This is a genomic window from Tateyamaria sp. ANG-S1, from assembly GCF_000814025.1.
In the GTDB taxonomy this organism is placed as follows: domain Bacteria; phylum Pseudomonadota; class Alphaproteobacteria; order Rhodobacterales; family Rhodobacteraceae; genus Tateyamaria.
Genome location: NZ_JWLL01000006.1, coordinates 951,565 through 967,235 on the forward strand (window position 1 = coordinate 951,565; position 15,671 = coordinate 967,235).

19 protein-coding genes are annotated in these 15,671 nt (G+C 61.1%); 15 read left to right on the top strand and 4 right to left on the bottom strand.

The features are described from left to right. The first annotated feature begins 54 nt into the window (after positions 1 to 54). A complete protein-coding gene (locus RA29_RS16055; RefSeq protein WP_052249683.1) occupies positions 55 to 1,290 on the top strand; it encodes a PAS domain-containing sensor histidine kinase in 1,236 nt (411 codons plus the stop codon). Positions 1,291 to 1,401: 111 nt separating this feature from the next. After that, on the top strand, positions 1,402 to 1,788 hold the full coding sequence (locus RA29_RS16060; RefSeq protein WP_052249684.1) for a response regulator: 387 nt from the start codon (positions 1,402 to 1,404) through the stop codon (positions 1,786 to 1,788). Positions 1,789 to 1,795: 7 nt separating this feature from the next. On the opposite strand, the gene RA29_RS16065 is transcribed toward RA29_RS16060, so the two are convergent. The 3 genes from RA29_RS16065 to RA29_RS16075 are packed head-to-tail and all read right to left on the bottom strand — an operon-like array spanning position 1,796 to position 3,637. Beyond that, positions 1,796 to 2,851: a YeeE/YedE family protein gene (locus RA29_RS16065; RefSeq protein ID WP_039687558.1), complete on the bottom strand. Its 1,056-nt coding sequence runs from the start codon at positions 2,849 to 2,851 to the stop codon at positions 1,796 to 1,798. A 42-nt stretch (positions 2,852 to 2,893) separates the two neighbouring features. Then, the gene (locus RA29_RS16070; protein WP_052249709.1) at positions 2,894 to 3,265 is read right to left on the bottom strand and encodes a metalloregulator ArsR/SmtB family transcription factor; all 372 of its coding nucleotides are present in this window, start codon (positions 3,263 to 3,265) and stop codon (positions 2,894 to 2,896) included. A gap of 18 nt (positions 3,266 to 3,283) precedes the next feature. Further along, positions 3,284 to 3,637, bottom strand: a complete 354-nt coding sequence (locus tag RA29_RS16075) for a hypothetical protein (RefSeq protein WP_039687560.1) — start codon at positions 3,635 to 3,637, stop codon at positions 3,284 to 3,286. A gap of 95 nt (positions 3,638 to 3,732) precedes the next feature. Between RA29_RS16075 and RA29_RS16080 the strand changes: the two genes are divergently transcribed. The 13 genes from RA29_RS16080 (at position 3,733) to hemA (ending at position 15,391) form a co-directional block, all read left to right on the top strand. Continuing rightward, a complete protein-coding gene (locus RA29_RS16080; protein WP_039687562.1) occupies positions 3,733 to 4,473 on the top strand; it encodes a cytochrome c biogenesis protein CcdA in 741 nt (246 codons plus the stop codon). Positions 4,474 to 4,488: 15 nt separating this feature from the next. Beyond that, a complete protein-coding gene (locus RA29_RS16085; RefSeq protein ID WP_052249685.1) occupies positions 4,489 to 5,049 on the top strand; it encodes a thioredoxin family protein in 561 nt (186 codons plus the stop codon). A 154-nt stretch (positions 5,050 to 5,203) separates the two neighbouring features. Next, positions 5,204 to 5,659, top strand: a complete 456-nt coding sequence (gene soxX, locus RA29_RS16090; protein ID WP_039687564.1) for a sulfur oxidation c-type cytochrome SoxX — start codon at positions 5,204 to 5,206, stop codon at positions 5,657 to 5,659. A gap of 26 nt (positions 5,660 to 5,685) precedes the next feature. Further along, positions 5,686 to 6,108, top strand: a complete 423-nt coding sequence (gene soxY / locus RA29_RS16095; protein ID WP_039687566.1) for a thiosulfate oxidation carrier protein SoxY — start codon at positions 5,686 to 5,688, stop codon at positions 6,106 to 6,108. 50 nt (positions 6,109 to 6,158) lie between these two features. Further along, positions 6,159 to 6,488 carry a thiosulfate oxidation carrier complex protein SoxZ gene (gene soxZ, locus RA29_RS16100; RefSeq protein WP_039687568.1) on the top strand — a complete coding sequence of 110 codons (330 nt, stop codon included), beginning with the start codon at positions 6,159 to 6,161 and terminating at the stop codon, positions 6,486 to 6,488. A gap of 55 nt (positions 6,489 to 6,543) precedes the next feature. Further along, positions 6,544 to 7,374 carry a sulfur oxidation c-type cytochrome SoxA gene (gene soxA / locus RA29_RS16105; protein WP_039687573.1) on the top strand — a complete coding sequence of 277 codons (831 nt, stop codon included), beginning with the start codon at positions 6,544 to 6,546 and terminating at the stop codon, positions 7,372 to 7,374. Between the two features lie 91 nt (positions 7,375 to 7,465). After that, the gene (soxB, locus tag RA29_RS16110) at positions 7,466 to 9,166 is read left to right on the top strand and encodes a thiosulfohydrolase SoxB (RefSeq protein ID WP_039687587.1); all 1,701 of its coding nucleotides are present in this window, start codon (positions 7,466 to 7,468) and stop codon (positions 9,164 to 9,166) included. 17 nt (positions 9,167 to 9,183) lie between these two features. Further along, complete coding sequence (gene soxC, locus RA29_RS16115; protein WP_039687589.1) at positions 9,184 to 10,446, top strand: sulfite dehydrogenase; 1,263 nt, start codon at positions 9,184 to 9,186, stop codon at positions 10,444 to 10,446. After that, a complete protein-coding gene (locus tag RA29_RS16120) occupies positions 10,430 to 11,740 on the top strand; it encodes a c-type cytochrome (RefSeq protein WP_039687591.1) in 1,311 nt (436 codons plus the stop codon). Before soxC ends, RA29_RS16120 begins: the two co-directional genes overlap by 17 nt. Next, a complete protein-coding gene (locus RA29_RS16125; protein ID WP_039687593.1) occupies positions 11,737 to 12,435 on the top strand; it encodes a c-type cytochrome in 699 nt (232 codons plus the stop codon). Before RA29_RS16120 ends, RA29_RS16125 begins: the two co-directional genes overlap by 4 nt. Before the next feature lie 21 nt (positions 12,436 to 12,456). Further along, entirely contained in the window at positions 12,457 to 13,725 is a 1,269-nt protein-coding gene (locus RA29_RS16130) for an NAD(P)/FAD-dependent oxidoreductase (RefSeq protein ID WP_039687594.1), read from the top strand. Positions 13,726 to 13,746: 21 nt separating this feature from the next. Further along, positions 13,747 to 14,172, top strand: a complete 426-nt coding sequence (locus RA29_RS16135) for a hypothetical protein (protein ID WP_039687595.1) — start codon at positions 13,747 to 13,749, stop codon at positions 14,170 to 14,172. 1 nt (position 14,173) lies between these two features. After that, positions 14,174 to 15,391, top strand: coding sequence for a 5-aminolevulinate synthase (gene hemA / locus RA29_RS16140; RefSeq protein ID WP_039687596.1), 1,218 nt, complete (start codon positions 14,174 to 14,176; stop codon positions 15,389 to 15,391). Between the two features lie 82 nt (positions 15,392 to 15,473). On the opposite strand, the gene RA29_RS16145 is transcribed toward hemA, so the two are convergent. After that, the gene (locus tag RA29_RS16145; protein ID WP_039687598.1) at positions 15,474 to 15,662 is read right to left on the bottom strand and encodes a DUF2892 domain-containing protein; all 189 of its coding nucleotides are present in this window, start codon (positions 15,660 to 15,662) and stop codon (positions 15,474 to 15,476) included. Positions 15,663 to 15,671: the final 9 nt, after the last annotated feature.

Genomic DNA, 15,671 nt, shown 5'->3' on the forward strand with positions numbered 1-15,671 from the left:
GTTCACCAACTCTGCTCAATATCGGCTGGATCGGAATTGAGCGGAACATACCACATGAACATGATGACCACGGCGCGTCTTGTAAAAAACCGGTACTCGCAGGATGTCGATCGGGCGCTGGAGCTGCTGCCTGCCGATGCGGACGTGGACCGCGATACGCTCAGCGCCGCCTTCCTCGCCTCGCCCTATGCGACGCTTCTGATCGATCAGGAGGGGCGCGTGCTGGTCTGCAACAGGCGCGCGGAACGCATGTATTTCCGCTCGAAAGCGGCTGAGCCGGATGGTCTGCGCGGGATTGGGCTTCACAAGCTGACCAAGCTGACCCACGAAGAAACGATGGAAGCGCTGAAAAAAGGGGCCGCACGCAGTTCCATGAAACTGCCGATGGTGACCCTGCACGGCGCGGGGTCCGTCCGCCCGACCCTGTTCCGGGTTGCCTTGCTGCGCTCAAGCACGCTCGGACAACGGCTGTATCTGCTGACGCAGGATCATCTGAAGGCGGCGGCGGAAGCGCTTGAGCAGATGAACCGCCGCCGGGTTGCCGCACGGGATGATCTTGCCGCGATCGAAGAACGATTTGTTGATCTGAACGCCTCTCTGATTGCGATGGAGGCCTTTGCACATCAGGCGTCACATGACCTGAGAACCCCGCTCAGCACAATCTCGGGGATGCTGCAGCTGTTTGCCTCGCGGTTTGGCGACAACCTACCCGAGAAGGCCCATGAATATCTGGATGTCATGCGCCGCGCGGCAGGGCAGATGGACAGCCTGACCTCGGATTTCCTGGAACATGCCCGGTCAGTGTCTGCCGAGGTCGCGGCGGAGCCCATTGACCTTCGCATCGCGCTGGAGGACGTTCGCCGGGACGTGCTGATCGGGATGACGGCCGACGAGATAGAAGTAAACATCGCGTGCCCCACCTGGACCGTGATGGCAGAACCGACATTGCTGCGCATGATGCTACAAAATCTGCTGGGCAATGCTGTGAAATATCGACATCCGGACCGTAAGCTGCGGATTGAGGTCGCGCTGGAGGCTGGTGTGGACAGCGCGCCACTGCTTACCATTTCGGACAATGGCAGCGGATTCGATCCCGGTCAGGCCAAGGGCATATTCCTGCCATTTCGACGGCTACACGCATCGGTTGAAGGCACAGGTATGGGGCTATCGACCTGCGCCGAAGTGTGCAGGCGGCACGGATGGACCATTTCAGCTTCCTCGGATGGCGAAAGCGGATCCGAATTTCATATTACTTTCAATTCTTTAAATAGAGCGTGTAACGAATTCTGAATTTTGCGATATTTTTAGAAAACATGGACTTCTTACCGCAATGGACGGTGTGTTAAACATTTTTTTAATCTGTGACACCTAGATGTCTGTTGTACGAAAGCGGAGTTGTTCATGGCTGTAGTTCTGGTGCTTGAAGATGACCCCGGCTTGCAATTCACGTTCAGCGAAGCATTGGAAGATGCGGGGCACGAAGTGCACATTGCCTCCGACAACGAACAAGCCATGAATGCGTTGCGCCGTTGCAGTCCCGATGTTCTGCTGCTTGACCTGATGGTGGATGGTGGGTTGTCGACCGATGTCGCGAACTACGCGGGCTACTCCGCCCCGGATGCCGAAGTGATCTATGTCACGGGCAGCGGGCTTTTTGCCAAGGGCGAGTTGTTCACCATGACCCGCAATGCACGGATGGTTCTACGCAAACCCGTGGATCTGCGTGAGCTGATCACCATGGTTGGCCATGTGGTGCCCGAGCCCGCCGTCCTGAGCGCGACAGCCTAAACCTGCGCTATTCCGCGGGCGTAAACCCGGAAATCAGCTGCTTCAGCCCCAGACTTGCCCCAATGAAGATGGCAACGAACGCAACCGGCGCGCTGAAGGCCAGCGTTGAGAAGGCAGAGAGCCCCTGCCCCACGCTACATCCCACAGCGAGTATGGCACCCGGTCCCATCAGCGCAGCCCCCCCGATCTGACGCCGCAACTCGCGCGGGTCTTCGCAGGCCTCCCAACGGAAATGCCCCTTGGAGTAAGAGCCCAGCGCCGCACCGATCATAACGCCAAATACCGATCCAACGCTGAAAGACAGCGTATTGCCGGACGCCGTCATCATGTAGATCAACGTGTCGCCAATGGGGGCGACGAAGCTGTGGGTCTCGATCGGTTCAGCCTCAAAGCCGGTTGTGGTGACCCAGTAGGTGCCGATCCAACCCGACACTACGGCAAGCCCAACAACCGTACCCCAGAACAGGTGCTGCGGCGACCGGCGCATGTGCGCGCTCGAAAGGCCAGCCGCGATCACAAGGGCTCCGATCACGATCCCGGTCATGGCCGCTGACAGACCGAACTGCGCCTCGATCAATTGGCTCAGCCCTTGCGGGCCGGTTGCATCCAACTCAACCGGAAACAGCCAGATGCGGGCGTGTGCCAATGGCCCTGACATCACGAAATAGGCCGACAGCCCCATGACGATCACAATGACAAAGGACCGCAAATCGCCGCCGCCCAGCCGTGCCAGAGCGCCGTAGCCGCAATTGCCGCTCAGCGCCATGCCGTAGCCGAACATCAGCCCGCCGACGATGGTACCAGCCGGGTTCCAGACACGGTCGAGATAGGCCGCTTCGGACGCCTCAAACAGCCCAAACGCCATGGCCAGATGCGTGCCGATGATGGCGACACCGATGGCCAGCGCCCACATACGCAAACGTCTGTCATCCGAGCCGTAGAGCACATCTTCGAACGCGCCGAGCGTGCAAAATCGCCCGATACGGGCAGCGAGCCCCAAGGCGATCCCGCCAAAAAGTCCAATCAAAACAACGGTGTTCGCTTCTCCAAGCGTGTCCAGCATAACGGCTTCCTCCCGAGGACCGTACGCTGGCGAAGCGTGCGATCAGTCGTCCCTGCAGAACAGGTCATAGACGACTTCCATGATTTGCTTGGGTCGGTCATCTGTCAAGCTGTAGTAAATCGCCTTGCCCTCGCGGCGGGGTTTCACGAGCCCTTCGAGCCGCAGACGGGAGAGTTGCTGGGACACCGCCGCCTGCCGCGCAGACAGCAAATCCTCAAGCTCGGTCACCGATTTTTCGCCCGACACGAGGTGGCACAGGATCATCAACCGCCCCTCATGGCTGATCGCCTTGAGGAAGTTCGACGCGGCCTGCGCGTTGCGCATCATCTTGTCCATGTCCTCGGGACACATGTCCGGGTCAAAGACAGGAAGGCGCGAAGGCGTGGTGGTCTGCGTGTCAGGTTCCGTTGACATAGCCAGCGACATACCGTGTTAACCTCTGTTGTCCAAGGGAATGTTCGCGCGCTCGAACATCATCGTGAGCAGGCCCCAGAAGAAATCCTCTCCCGGATAGCCCTCGATCCGGCCCACCTCTGCCCCGTCTTGCACCAGCACGAAAGTGGGCGTGAAATGCACCCGCTGCGTAAACGCCACATCGGGCGTTTCGGCATGCAGGTCATAGCGTTGCAGGGGGGCCGCCTGCCCCTCCACCGTCTTGGGATAGATGTGCGCAATCTCTTCGTTCCACTTGCCGCACCAATAGCACCCGTCCTCTTCAGCCATCAGCAGATAGGTGTCCGCCCACCCCCCCAGCGGCAGGCCGCCGAGGGCCGCCACTGCCATCATGCGCAAGAGTTTCAACAGACTGCTCCGATTGACGCCGTTCGACAATTAATCATAATCTAATTCTTGAATATCTCAAGACAAGGGACGCAGGGGCAATGTTTGATGTGACATTTTTGGGCGCCCTGCTGGCCGGTCTGCTGTCTTTTCTGTCGCCCTGTATCCTGCCCATCGTGCCCTTCTATCTCAGCTATCTTGCTGGCGTCGGCATGAACCAGATCTCGGCAGAGGCCGAGATTTCCCGCGAGGTGCGGATGCGTGCGTTTCTGGCTGCTTGCTGTTTCGCGCTCGGCGTCATCACGGTTTTCATGGGTCTCGGCGCCACGGCCACCGCCTTCGGCCAGATGGTCCGCGAATACTTCGACGTCCTGCGCTGGATCGCGGCGGCCGTCATCATCGCGATGGGGCTGCATTTCCTTGGCGTGATCCGCATCGGGTTCCTCTACCGCCAGTTCCGCGCTGATGCGGGCAACACGTCGAATGTCGGTCTGCTTGGCGCCTTCGTCATCGGCCTCGCCTTCGCCTTTGGCTGGACACCCTGTGTCGGCCCTGTGCTGGCCGCCATCCTGTTCACTGCCGCTGGTCAGGATACCGCGAGCCAAGGGGCGAGCCTGCTCTTTGTGTACGGGCTGGGAATGACCTTGCCCTTCATTGCTGCCGCCCTGTTCATCGGTCCGTTCATGTCGTGGATGGCCCGGTTCCGCCGCCATCTGGGCCTGATCGAAAAGACGATGGGCGCATTGCTGATCCTGTTCGGCGTCCTGATCGCCACGAATTCCATCAACTACATCGCGCAATGGATGCTGGAACACATCCCGTGGTTCAGCACCGTTGGGTAACTCTGGGAGGAGACCATGAAACACCTGATTGCACTGCTGACCACGCTCGCACTTGCCCTGCCAATCGGTGCTGCCGAACTGGGCGATGACGGCCTGCACAAAGCGCCCTGGATGCGTGACACGTTCAAGGATCTGACCGAGGATCTGGAAGAGGCAAACGCCGAGGGCAAGCGCCTGATGATCCTGGTCGAACAACGCGGCTGCATCTACTGCACCAAGATGCACGAAGAGGTGTTCGTCATCCCCGAGATCGAACAGTACATCGAGGACAACTTCTTTGTCGTGCAGATCAACATGTTCGGCGATGTAGAGGTGACGGATTTCGACGGCACCACCCTGCCCGAGAAGGACATGGTGAAACGTTGGGGCGCGCTTTTTACGCCAAACATCTATTTCTTCCCCGAGGAAGTTGCTGCCGATCAGAAGGCGAACGAGGCGGCTGTTGCCAACATGCCCGGCGCCTTTGGCCGCTGGACCACCTTCAACATGCTGAACTGGGTGGTCGAGAAAGGGTACAACAGCGACGAGCCGTTTCAGAAGTACCAAGCCCGCAAATTCGAAGCGCAGAAGGGCTGAACCCTTTCTGCACCTGCAGCCAAAATCTTGCGCCAAATGCTGCGCCTGCGAACAAATATAAAAATTCAAGTAGTTGAATTTGATGTTGCGTACACGAGAATGTGTACGATAGTGTGCAGAAAAATAAAGCCAAGAATCGACCAAGGGAGGGCGCATGAAACATGCACTTGGAGGGGTCTTCGCTGCACTGATGGCTGGAACGGTTGCCATCGCAGAAGACGTGAAACCAACCGCTGTGGCGTTTGTGGACGGCACCGTCGAACAGTCGCTGACCGGCCAGCCCGGTGATGCAGCGGAAGGCCGCAAGGTGTTCGCAAACCGCAAGCAGGGCAATTGCCTCGCCTGCCACATGAACGCCGATCTGGCCGAGGAAAGCTTTCACGGTGAAGTCGGCCCGCCCATGGACGGCGTTGCGGATCGTTGGACCGTGGCCGAACTGCGCGGCATCGTCACCAATTCCAAGATGATGTTCGAGGGCACGATCATGCCCGCCTTCTACGTCGATGCAGGATACAACCGTCCGCTCGACGACTTTGCCGGCCAATCCATCCTGACCGCCCAACAGGTCGAGGATGTGGTCGCCTACCTGATGACGCTCAAAGAGCAGTAATTTCCCGAGACCTGAGGAGACATGACATGAAACTGACACGGCGCAACCTGCTGATCCTCAGCTCCGCCGGGGTGGCCGCGACGGCCATGGGCTCCCTGCCCGCCTTCGCCTCACTGACCGATGACGCGATTACAGAACTGACGGGCGGCGCAGCCCTGGGCGAAGGGGCAATCACCCTGACCGCCCCCGAGATTGCCGAGAACGGCAATACTGTCCCGATCGAGGTCGATGCACCCGGCGCTGTGGCCATCACGCTTTTTGCCGACGGCAATCCAGTGCCCAACGTGGCGACCTTCAAGTTCGGACCGCTCAGCGCCTCGCGCAGCGCCTCCACACGCATCCGTCTGGCCACAACCCAGAACGTCGTCGCCATCGCGCAGATGGAGGACGGGTCGTTCCAGAAGGCATCGGCCAACGTCAAAGTGACCATCGGCGGCTGCGGCGGCTGATCCCAGAGATACGCGCCCTCAAACGGCGCTCAGACAATCGGAGAGAACACATGGCATCCGGCGTAAAACCCCGCGTTAAAGTCCCGAAAACAGCCTCGGCTGGCGAAACGATCACGATCAAGACCCTGATCAGCCACAAAATGGAAAGCGGTCAGCGCAAGGACGATGATGGCAACATCATCCCCCGCTCGATCATCAACCGCTTTACGGCTGACTTTAACGGCCAGAACGTCATCGACGTGACGCTCGAACCCGCGATTTCGACCAACCCGTATTTCCAGTTCGAAGCGGTCGTGCCGGAATCCGGTGAGTTTACCTTCACATGGTACGACGACGACGGCGACGTCTACGACACATCGAAAAAGATCGAAGTCTCCTGATCAACAAGGGGCACGATCCAGCCAGGCCCGCAGGGGTCAGCCAGGGAGGGACAACATGAACATGAAACCATGGATTGCCGTGGTGGTTGCAGGCATCGCCAGCACCGCCGCAGCCCAGGACCAAAACAGCCTGACCATCGAGGGTGAGGATATGGTGACCGAGGCCGCAGCCCCGGCCCATATGGAGAACCTCGACACCATCTATTCCGGCTGGCGCTTCCGCTCGGGCGAGACGCAGGCGTTGGAAACCGACGATTTCGACAACCCCGCCTTTGTCTTTGTGGATCAGGGTATTGATCTCTTTGACAAAGTTGACGGGACCGAAGGCAAGGCGTGTTCGTCCTGCCACGAGAATGTCGAGGATTTCGCGGGCCTGCGCACGCAGCTTCCCCGCGTTCAGGACGGCGAATTGGTCAGCATGGAAAACCTGATCAACGACTGCCGCACCGAACGTATGGGGGCGGAACCATGGAAGTGGTCCAAGGGCAACATGACCGCGATGACCGCCTTGATCGGTCTGCAATCGCGCGGAATGCCCATGGATGTCGCCATCGACGGTGACGCCGCCCCCTACTGGGAAAAGGGCAAAGAGCTTTACTACACCCGCGTCGGCCAGCTGGATATGTCCTGCTCGAACTGTCACGAAGACAACTACGGCATGATGATCCGCGCCGACCATCTGAGCCAGGGCCAGATCAACGGCTTTCCGACCTACCGTCTGAAAAACGCCAAGCTGAACTCGATCCACGGGCGCTTCAAGGGCTGCATGAAGAACATCCGCGCTACCCCCTTTGCCGAGGGCGGCGACGAGTTCAAGGCGCTGGAACTGTACCTCGCCTCGCGCGGTCAGGGCCTGTCGGTCGAAACACCGTCGGTGCGCAACTAACCAATCCAAGGGCCTCGCGTTTTCCAGCGCGGGGTCTTTTCTTCGCGTATAAATTCAAACATACGCATATGTATAAGGGGATAGATCACACATGATCTCGCGGCGTGATTTTCTGCAGGTGGGCATGGCGGCCTCGGCCCTTCTGGGCACATTCGGTTTCGGCAACTGGGCGCGGCTGGCCGCACAACAGACGCTGACGCAAGACCAGCTCTTGCAATTCGACACCTTCGGCAATGTGTCTCTGATCCACGTCACAGACATCCACGCGCAACTCAAGCCCATCTATTTCCGCGAACCATCCATCAACATCGGCGTCGGCGGCAACAAGGGGGCCGTGCCCCACGTCACGGGCGCCGAGTTCCGCAAGCTCTACGGCATCGAAGACGGCAGCCCCAGCCACTACGCGCTGTCGTCGGGCGACTTCTCCGCCCTCGCCCAAGGCTACGGCCGCGTCGGCGGCATGGACCGGGTCGCCACGGTGATCAAGGCAATCCGCGCCGACCGACCTGACGCCCTCCTGCTCGACGGCGGCGACACGTGGCACGGCTCCTACACCTGCCTCAAGACCCAAGGGCAGGACATGGTCAACGTCATGAATGCGCTCGAACCCGACGCCATGACCTTCCACTGGGAATTCACCCTCGGCTCCGACCGGGTAAACGAGTTGGTGGAAAACCTGCCCTTCGCCGCCCTCGGCCAAAACATCTTTGACGTCGAATGGGACGAACCGACCGACCTGTTCCCGCCCTACAAGATGTTCGAACGCGGCGGCACCAAGATCGCTGTCATCGGCCAGGCGTTTCCGTACATGCCCATCGCCAACCCCGGCTGGATGTTCCCCGAATACGCTTTCGGCATCCGGGACGAAAACATGCAGGCCATGGTGGACGAGGTCCGCGCGGCTGGCGCCGAATGCGTCGTCGTGCTCAGCCACAACGGCTTTGATGTGGACAAGAAGATGGCAACGGTTGTCAGCGGGATCGACGTGATCCTGTCGGGCCACACCCATGACGCTCTGCCCGAACCCGTATTGTCAGGCGAAACACTGATCTTCCCCTCCGGCTCGAACGGGAAGTTCGTGACGCGCATTGACCTCGATATCCGCGACGGTCGGATGATGGGCTACCGGTCCAAATTGATCCCGATCTTCTCCGACGTCATCTCTCCCGATGCCGACATGGCCACGCTGATCGACGAGCAGCGCGCGCCGTTGCAGGCCGACTTGTCAGAGGTGATCGGCCAGACCGACAGCCTTCTCTACCGTCGCGGAAACTTCAACGGCACGTGGGATGACCTGATTTGCGACGCGCTGCTGTCCGAACGGGATGCCGAAATCGCGCTGAGCCCCGGCGTCCGCTGGGGCCCGTCCCTAATCCCCGGTCAGGACATCACGCGCGAGGATATCTTCAACGTCACCTCCATGACCTATGGCAAAGCCTACCGCACGGAAATGACGGGCGAATTCCTGAAAGTCGTGCTGGAGGACGTGGCCGACAACATCTTCAACCCCGACCCCTACTACCAACAGGGCGGCGACATGGTCCGCACCGGCGGGCTTGGCTACAGCATCGACGTCAGCCAGCCACAGGGCAGTCGGATCAGCGATATGACACTGCTTTCCACCGGCGAACCCATCGACCCGGCCCGCAACTACGTGGTCGCAGGCTGGGCCTCGGTCAACGAAGGCACCGAAGGGCCGCAGATCTGGGATGTGGTCGAGAGCCACATCGCCAAGATGGGCACCGTCACCGTCAAACCCGACAATAACAGCGTAACCGTCACAGGCGTTTAACCAACGGATTCAACACCATGGATGACACATTTAAACCTTCCCGGCGAGCATTCCTGCGTGGCAGTGCGGCGGTCGCCGCAGGCACAGTGGCCGGTGCCGCCAGCGCAAACGGCCCGGACCCGCTGATCACTGAATTGCAGGACTGGGCCAGCTACACCGGCGTCGGCGTGGATGAAACACCCTACGGCATGCCGATCAGCTTCGAATCCCACGTGGTCCGCCGCAATGTCGAATGGCTGACCGCCTCGCCCATCTCGTCCATCAACTTCACACCCATCCACGCGCTCGACGGCACGATCACGCCCCAAGGCTGCGCGTTCGAACGGCACCACTCGGGCGCGATCGAGCTGTCAAAGCCCGACTACCGCCTGATGATCAACGGCCTTGTCGATCAGCCCTTGGTCTTCACCTATGACGACCTGATGCGCTTCCCGCGTGAAAACCACGTCTATTTCTGCGAATGCGCCGCCAACACCGGCATGGAATGGGCGGGCGCGCAGCTCAACGGCGTGCAGTTCACCCACGGCATGATCCACAACATGGAATACACCGGCGTCCCCCTGCGCACCCTGCTGCAAGAGGCGGGCGCGGACATCAGCGCCGACAAATGGGTCTATGTAGAGGGCGCCGATGCTTCCTCCAACGGCCGCTCGATCCCCATGGAAAAGGCGCTTGATGATGTGCTTGTCGCCTTCAAAGCCAATGGCGAGGCGCTACGGATGGAACATGGCTATCCCGTCCGCCTCGTCGTGCCCGGGTGGGAAGGCAACATGTGGGTCAAGTGGCTGCGCCGCATCGAAGTGACCGACATGGCCGTGGAAAGCCGCGAGGAAACCTCGAAATACACCGACGTGCTCGAAGACGGCACCGCCCGCAAATGGACATGGGAGATGGACGCCAAATCCGTCATCACCTCCCCCAGCCCGCAAATGCCGATCACCCATGGCAAGGGGCCGCTGGTCATCTCGGGGCTGGCTTGGTCCGGCCATGGCAAGATCACGCGCGTTGATGTCTCCAAGGATGGCGGCATCACCTGGGAAACCGCCCGTCTGGGCAAGCAGGGCGACACCAAAGCGCTTACCCGCTTCTACCTCGACATGGATTGGGACGGCGCACCGATGCTGCTGCAATCCCGCGCCATCGATGACACCGGATATGTCCAACCGACCAAGGCGCAGCTGCGCGACAAGCGGGGCGAGAACTCCGTCTACCACAACAACTGTATCCAGACCTGGTACGTGAACGCAGAAGGGATCGCCGAGAATGTCGAAGTCTCCTAACCTCCTCCTCCCCGCGCTCGGGGGTACGGCACTGGTTCTGGGCGTCGCATTCGGCGTGATGAACCGCGACTACGCCGCCGACAAGATCGACACGCTTGAGACGCGCGTGGATCAGGTGAGCGCGCAGGCGAGCGCCGCATCGGACAAGGCCAAAGCCGAAGCGACCCGCGCCGCCGAACTGGAAGCCAAAGTGGCCGAGATCCAGGCCAACACCCAAGCGCAGCTTCTGACCGCCAGCGCCACCCAACCCGCGCCACAGATGGACGGACGCTACGGCCTCGGGCGCGCGGCGCTCGCAGAAGAGATCGCCGCATGGGACGTCGATATCCTGCCCGACGGGCGCGGCTTGCCCGAAGGCAGCGGCGATGTCTGGACGGGCGAGGAAGTCTATGTCGAAAACTGTGCCTCCTGCCACGGCGACTTTGCAGAAGGGGTCGACAATTGGCCCGTCCTCGCCGGTGGCTTCGACACCTTGGGCGACAAGGACCCGGTCAAGACGGTGGGCAGCTACTGGCCGTACCTCTCGACCGTCTGGGACTATGTCCACCGCTCCATGCCCTTTGGCGCGGCAGGCACACTGACACCCGACGACACTTACGCCATCGTCGCCTACATCCTCTATTCCAACGACCTTGTGGACGATGATTTCGTCCTCAGCCGCGACACGTTCCTCGACGTGCCCATGCACAATGCGGACGGCTTTATCGTGGATGACCGGGCCGAACAGGAATACGCCAAGTGGCGGACCGAACCCTGCATGGAAAACTGCAAGGAAGAGGTCGCAGTCACCATGCGCTCCGTCTTCTTCGTCGAAACCCCGCCAGAGGGTGGGTCCAATTCGGTCATGAACCATGCGAGAACGGTCGACGACCTACCCACCTTCTCAGCCGCGGGCCCGTCCTTCATCGCCGAAGCGACGCCCAAACCCGCCACCCCTGCCCCAACAGTCACCAAGGCTGCGGTAAATGACGGCGACGCGCTCCTCACCCAAGGCAAAAAGGTCTTCCGCAAATGCTCTGCCTGCCACGCAGTCGGCGACGGGGCCAAACACAAATCCGGCCCACAACTCAACGGCGTGATGGGCCGCGCCATGGGCTCAGCCGACGGGTTCAAATACTCCGACGTGTTCCAAGAGGCCAACGCCGAAGGGCGCACATGGACGCCCGAAGACCTCGCCGCCTTCCTCGCCAAGCCCAAGGCATACATGAAGGGCACCAAAATGGCCTTCGCCGGTCTGAAAAAGGAAGAGGACCTGACCGCCATCACCGCCTATCTCGAAAGCTTCGCCGAGTGAGGGCACTCGCCGCATATCTGGCAGCGGCGGCCCTCGCCGCCCTGCCCGCGCTCGCGGACCCCGGCGACGTCGAAAAAGGCCAAAAGCTTTTCCAACAATGCAAAAGCTGCCACCAGATCGGCGCAGGCGCCACGAACCGCAGCGGCCCACATCTCAACGGCCTGTTTGGACGCAAGGCGGCGGGCCTCGACGGTTTCCGCTACTCCAAGAGCTTCCAGCGCGCAGGCGCAGGCGGCCTCGAATGGCACGCCGAAACCCTCGACACCTTCCTCGAAAACCCGCGCGCCATGACCAGCGGCACGCGGATGAGCTACCGCGGCCTGAAAAACGCCAAGGACCGGACACACCTGATCGCCTTCCTGCGGCAATACTCCGACGACCCCGCCAACATCCCCGAGGCGGACCCGACTGCTCAAGGCATCGACCACGACCTCGACCCGGCCATCCTCGCCCTCGTCGGCGACCCGGAATACGGCGCCTATCTCAGCGGCGAATGCACCACATGCCACCAGGCCGCGGGCGGCGACGACGGCATCCCGTCAATCACGCTCTGGCCCGAGGATCAGTTCGTCGTCGCTATGCACGCCTACAAGACGAAAAAGCGCAACCATCCGGTCATGCAGATGATCGCCGGGCGGCTGGGCGACGAAGAGATCGCGGCACTCGCCGCGTATTTCAAAGACCTCGAAAACTGAGGCGCATTGGGAGGAACGAACATGACATTGAATAGACGGACATTTCTGAGCACATCCGCCGTCGCGGCGGCAACCCTCGCCGCTCCGATGGTGCGCGCGCAGGGCAAACCCCGCGTCGTGGTCATCGGCGGTGGCGCGGGCGGGGCCACAGCAGCCCGCTACATCGCCAAGGACAGCAAGGGCGACATCGACACCACCCTGATCGAACCGACACGCACCTACTACACCTGCTTCTTCTCCAACCTATATCTCGGCGGCTTCAAGACTATTGACGAGATCGGGCACAGCTACGGTGGCCTCGCCGCTGCAGGCGTGAACGTCCTGCACGACTGGGCCGTGGGCGTGGACCGCGACGCCAAGACGGTTACGCTCGCAGGCGGCGGCACGCTCAACTATGACAAGCTGATCCTCAGCCCCGGTATCGACTTTGTCGACATGGCCGTCCCCGGCTGGGACATATCGGCGCAAAACGCCATGCCCCACGCCTACAAGGCAGGCTCGCAAACCGAACTCCTCAAGGCGCAGCTCAAAGCCATGCCCGAAGGCGGCACCTTTGCCATGGTCGCCCCACCCAACCCCTACCGCTGCCCGCCAGGGCCCTACGAGCGCGTCTCGATGGTCGCGCACTACCTCAAACTCAACAACCCGACGGCCAAGATCATCGTGGCCGACCCCAAGCCCAAATTCTCAAAAATGGCGTTGTTCCAGGAAGGCTGGAACAACCACTACGAAGGTATGGTCGATTGGGTGGGCGAAGACTTTGGCGGCGGCAACGTGTCCGTGGACCACGCAGCCATGACCGTCACCATCGACGATGAGGTGACCAAAGTTGACGTCGCCAACGTCATCCCCGCCATGAAAGCGGGCCGCATCGCGGACATCGCGGGCGTGACAGACGGCAACTGGGCCCCGGTCAACGCGGCAGACATGTCGTCGAAGATGGACCCGGATGTCTACGTGCTCGGCGACGCCAGCCAACAGGGCGACATGCCCAAATCCGGCTTCTCGGCCAACAGCCAGGCCAAGGTCTGCGCCAATGCCGTGCGCGGTGCGCTGACGGGGTCCAAGGTCTTCCCGGCCAAGTTCTCCAACACCTGCTGGTCACTGATCGAAACCAATGACGGCGTCAAAGTCGGTGCCACCTACGAGGCGACAGCAGAAAAGATCGCCAAGGTCGACGGCTTCATCTCGCAAACCGGCGAAAGCGCGGATGTGCGCAAAGCCACCTACGAGGAATCCGAAGGCTGGTACGCGGGCATCACCGCTGACATGTTCGGGGCCAAGGCGTAAAGCACCACATAGGGGGAAACGATGCTGCGATCCGTGTTCGCGCTGGCACTGCTGACGACGCCCACATGGGCGGAGGAAGCGCTCGTCACCCCCTATGACGGCACCTTCGACGACGCGACCTTCGCGGTCGAAACCGCCATCGTGAACCGCGGGCTGGTCATCGACTATGTCAGCCACGTGGGCGACATGCTGAACCGCACGGGCGCGGATGTCGGCAGCGACACGGTGATTTTCAGCGATGCCGACATCTTCATCTTCTGCTCCGCCGTCATCTCACGCCAGGTGATGGAGGCGGACCCGATGAACATCGTCCACTGCCCCTATGGCATCTTCGTGGCCGAAAACGCGGATGGCGTGATGATCGGCCACCGCGACTACCCCGACGGACCCATGCAAGCGGTCGAAGACCTGCTGAAAGACATCGTGGCCGAGGCAACGGATTTCTGACGTGAACTACACCGACTTCTTCAAAACCGAACTGGACACCCTGCGCGACAGCGGCAACTACCGCGAGTTCGCGGAACTGGAACGCCACCGCGGCACCTTCCCCAATGCCACCTGCCACAACGGACCGGGCGAGGTCACCATCTGGTGCTCCAACGACTATCTCGGCATGGGCCAGCACCCCGACGTTCTGGCGGCAATGCACAACGCCCTCGACCGCACCGGCGCGGGCGCAGGCGGCACGCGTAACATCTCCGGCACGACCCACGACCACGTGCGACTTGAGGCGGAACTCGCCGACCTGCACGGCAAGGAAAACGCGCTCCTCTTCACCTCCGGCTACGTGTCAAACTGGGCCACGCTCGGCACCCTGGGTGCCCGCATCCCCGGCCTCACGATCCTGTCCGATGCGCTCAACCATGCCTCGATGATCGAAGGTATCCGGCATTCGAAGGCCGCGCGGCAAATCTGGAAGCACAACGATCTTGCCGATTTGGAAGTCAAACTCGCCGCCCTGCCCCTCAACGCACCCAAACTGATCGCCTTCGAATCCGTCTACTCCATGGACGGCGACATCGCCCCGATTGCTGAAATTTGCGACCTCGCCGACCGCTACAACGCCATGACCTATCTCGATGAGGTCCACGCCGTCGGCCTCTACGGCCCACGCGGCGGCGGCATTGCCGAACGCGAAGGTCTGATGGACCGGGTGACCGTGATCGAGGGCACGCTCGGCAAAGCCTTCGGCGTCATGGGCGGCTACATCGCGGCCGACGCAGCCCTCTGCGACTACATCCGCTCCTTCGCGAGTGGCTTCATCTTCACCACCGCCCTGCCCCCGGCCGTCGCGGCAGGCGCAGCGGCAGCGGTGCGGCACCTGAAATCTAGCACCGCAGAACGCACCGCCCATCAGGCCCGCGTGGCAGAGGTCCGCGCGCGCCTCGACGCCATCGGCCTGCCGCATATCGACAACCCCAGCCACATCATCCCGGTGATGGTGGGCGACCCGGTGAAATGCAAATTCATCTCGGACACGCTGCTGCGCGACCACGGCATCTACATCCAGCCGATCAACTATCCCACAGTACCCAAAGGCACTGAACGGCTGCGCATCACACCGTCGCCCGTGCACTCGGCGGCAGACGTGGATCACCTCGTGTCAGCCTTGGAAACCCTCTGGACCCAATGCCAACTCGCGCGCCGTCCTATCGCGGCGCAGTGACCTCAAGCAAAGACAACAAGCGTCCCAATCAGAAAGATCATCGCGGCAAACCCAACGGCCGCGATGATCCAAACGAGCCGCGTCAGCAGTCTTGGCACGTCTTCAGGCCAAGCACCCGGTAGATCGGGCAGAAGTTGACGAAAGCAGTGCCGACCAGAATGGCACCGACAAAGCCCCAGACACCGATGGTGCCAAGGGCCGCCAGCACGATCAAAAGCGCGCCGATGACAAAACGGGCGATACGGTCAATCTGTCCAAGGTTGCGGGTCATGTGAAGCTC

What these genes read in the sequence shown, in the direction of transcription:
- RA29_RS16055 (WP_052249683.1), top strand. Translation starts at nt 55, where the DNA reads ATGAACATGATGACCACGGCGCGTCTTGTAAAAAACCGGTACTCGCAG.
- RA29_RS16060 (WP_052249684.1), top strand. Translation starts at nt 1,402, where the DNA reads ATGGCTGTAGTTCTGGTGCTTGAAGATGACCCCGGCTTGCAATTCACG.
- RA29_RS16065 (WP_039687558.1), bottom strand. Translation starts at nt 2,851, where the DNA reads ATGCTGGACACGCTTGGAGAAGCGAACACCGTTGTTTTGATTGGACTT.
- RA29_RS16070 (WP_052249709.1), bottom strand. Translation starts at nt 3,265, where the DNA reads ATGTCAACGGAACCTGACACGCAGACCACCACGCCTTCGCGCCTTCCT.
- RA29_RS16075 (WP_039687560.1), bottom strand. Translation starts at nt 3,637, where the DNA reads ATGATGGCAGTGGCGGCCCTCGGCGGCCTGCCGCTGGGGGGGTGGGCG.
- RA29_RS16080 (WP_039687562.1), top strand. Translation starts at nt 3,733, where the DNA reads ATGTTTGATGTGACATTTTTGGGCGCCCTGCTGGCCGGTCTGCTGTCT.
- RA29_RS16085 (WP_052249685.1), top strand. Translation starts at nt 4,489, where the DNA reads ATGAAACACCTGATTGCACTGCTGACCACGCTCGCACTTGCCCTGCCA.
- soxX (WP_039687564.1), top strand. Translation starts at nt 5,204, where the DNA reads ATGAAACATGCACTTGGAGGGGTCTTCGCTGCACTGATGGCTGGAACG.
- soxY (WP_039687566.1), top strand. Translation starts at nt 5,686, where the DNA reads ATGAAACTGACACGGCGCAACCTGCTGATCCTCAGCTCCGCCGGGGTG.
- soxZ (WP_039687568.1), top strand. Translation starts at nt 6,159, where the DNA reads ATGGCATCCGGCGTAAAACCCCGCGTTAAAGTCCCGAAAACAGCCTCG.
- soxA (WP_039687573.1), top strand. Translation starts at nt 6,544, where the DNA reads ATGAACATGAAACCATGGATTGCCGTGGTGGTTGCAGGCATCGCCAGC.
- soxB (WP_039687587.1), top strand. Translation starts at nt 7,466, where the DNA reads ATGATCTCGCGGCGTGATTTTCTGCAGGTGGGCATGGCGGCCTCGGCC.
- soxC (WP_039687589.1), top strand. Translation starts at nt 9,184, where the DNA reads ATGGATGACACATTTAAACCTTCCCGGCGAGCATTCCTGCGTGGCAGT.
- RA29_RS16120 (WP_039687591.1), top strand. Translation starts at nt 10,430, where the DNA reads ATGTCGAAGTCTCCTAACCTCCTCCTCCCCGCGCTCGGGGGTACGGCA.
- RA29_RS16130 (WP_039687594.1), top strand. Translation starts at nt 12,457, where the DNA reads ATGACATTGAATAGACGGACATTTCTGAGCACATCCGCCGTCGCGGCG.
- RA29_RS16135 (WP_039687595.1), top strand. Translation starts at nt 13,747, where the DNA reads ATGCTGCGATCCGTGTTCGCGCTGGCACTGCTGACGACGCCCACATGG.
- RA29_RS16145 (WP_039687598.1), bottom strand. Translation starts at nt 15,662, where the DNA reads ATGACCCGCAACCTTGGACAGATTGACCGTATCGCCCGTTTTGTCATC.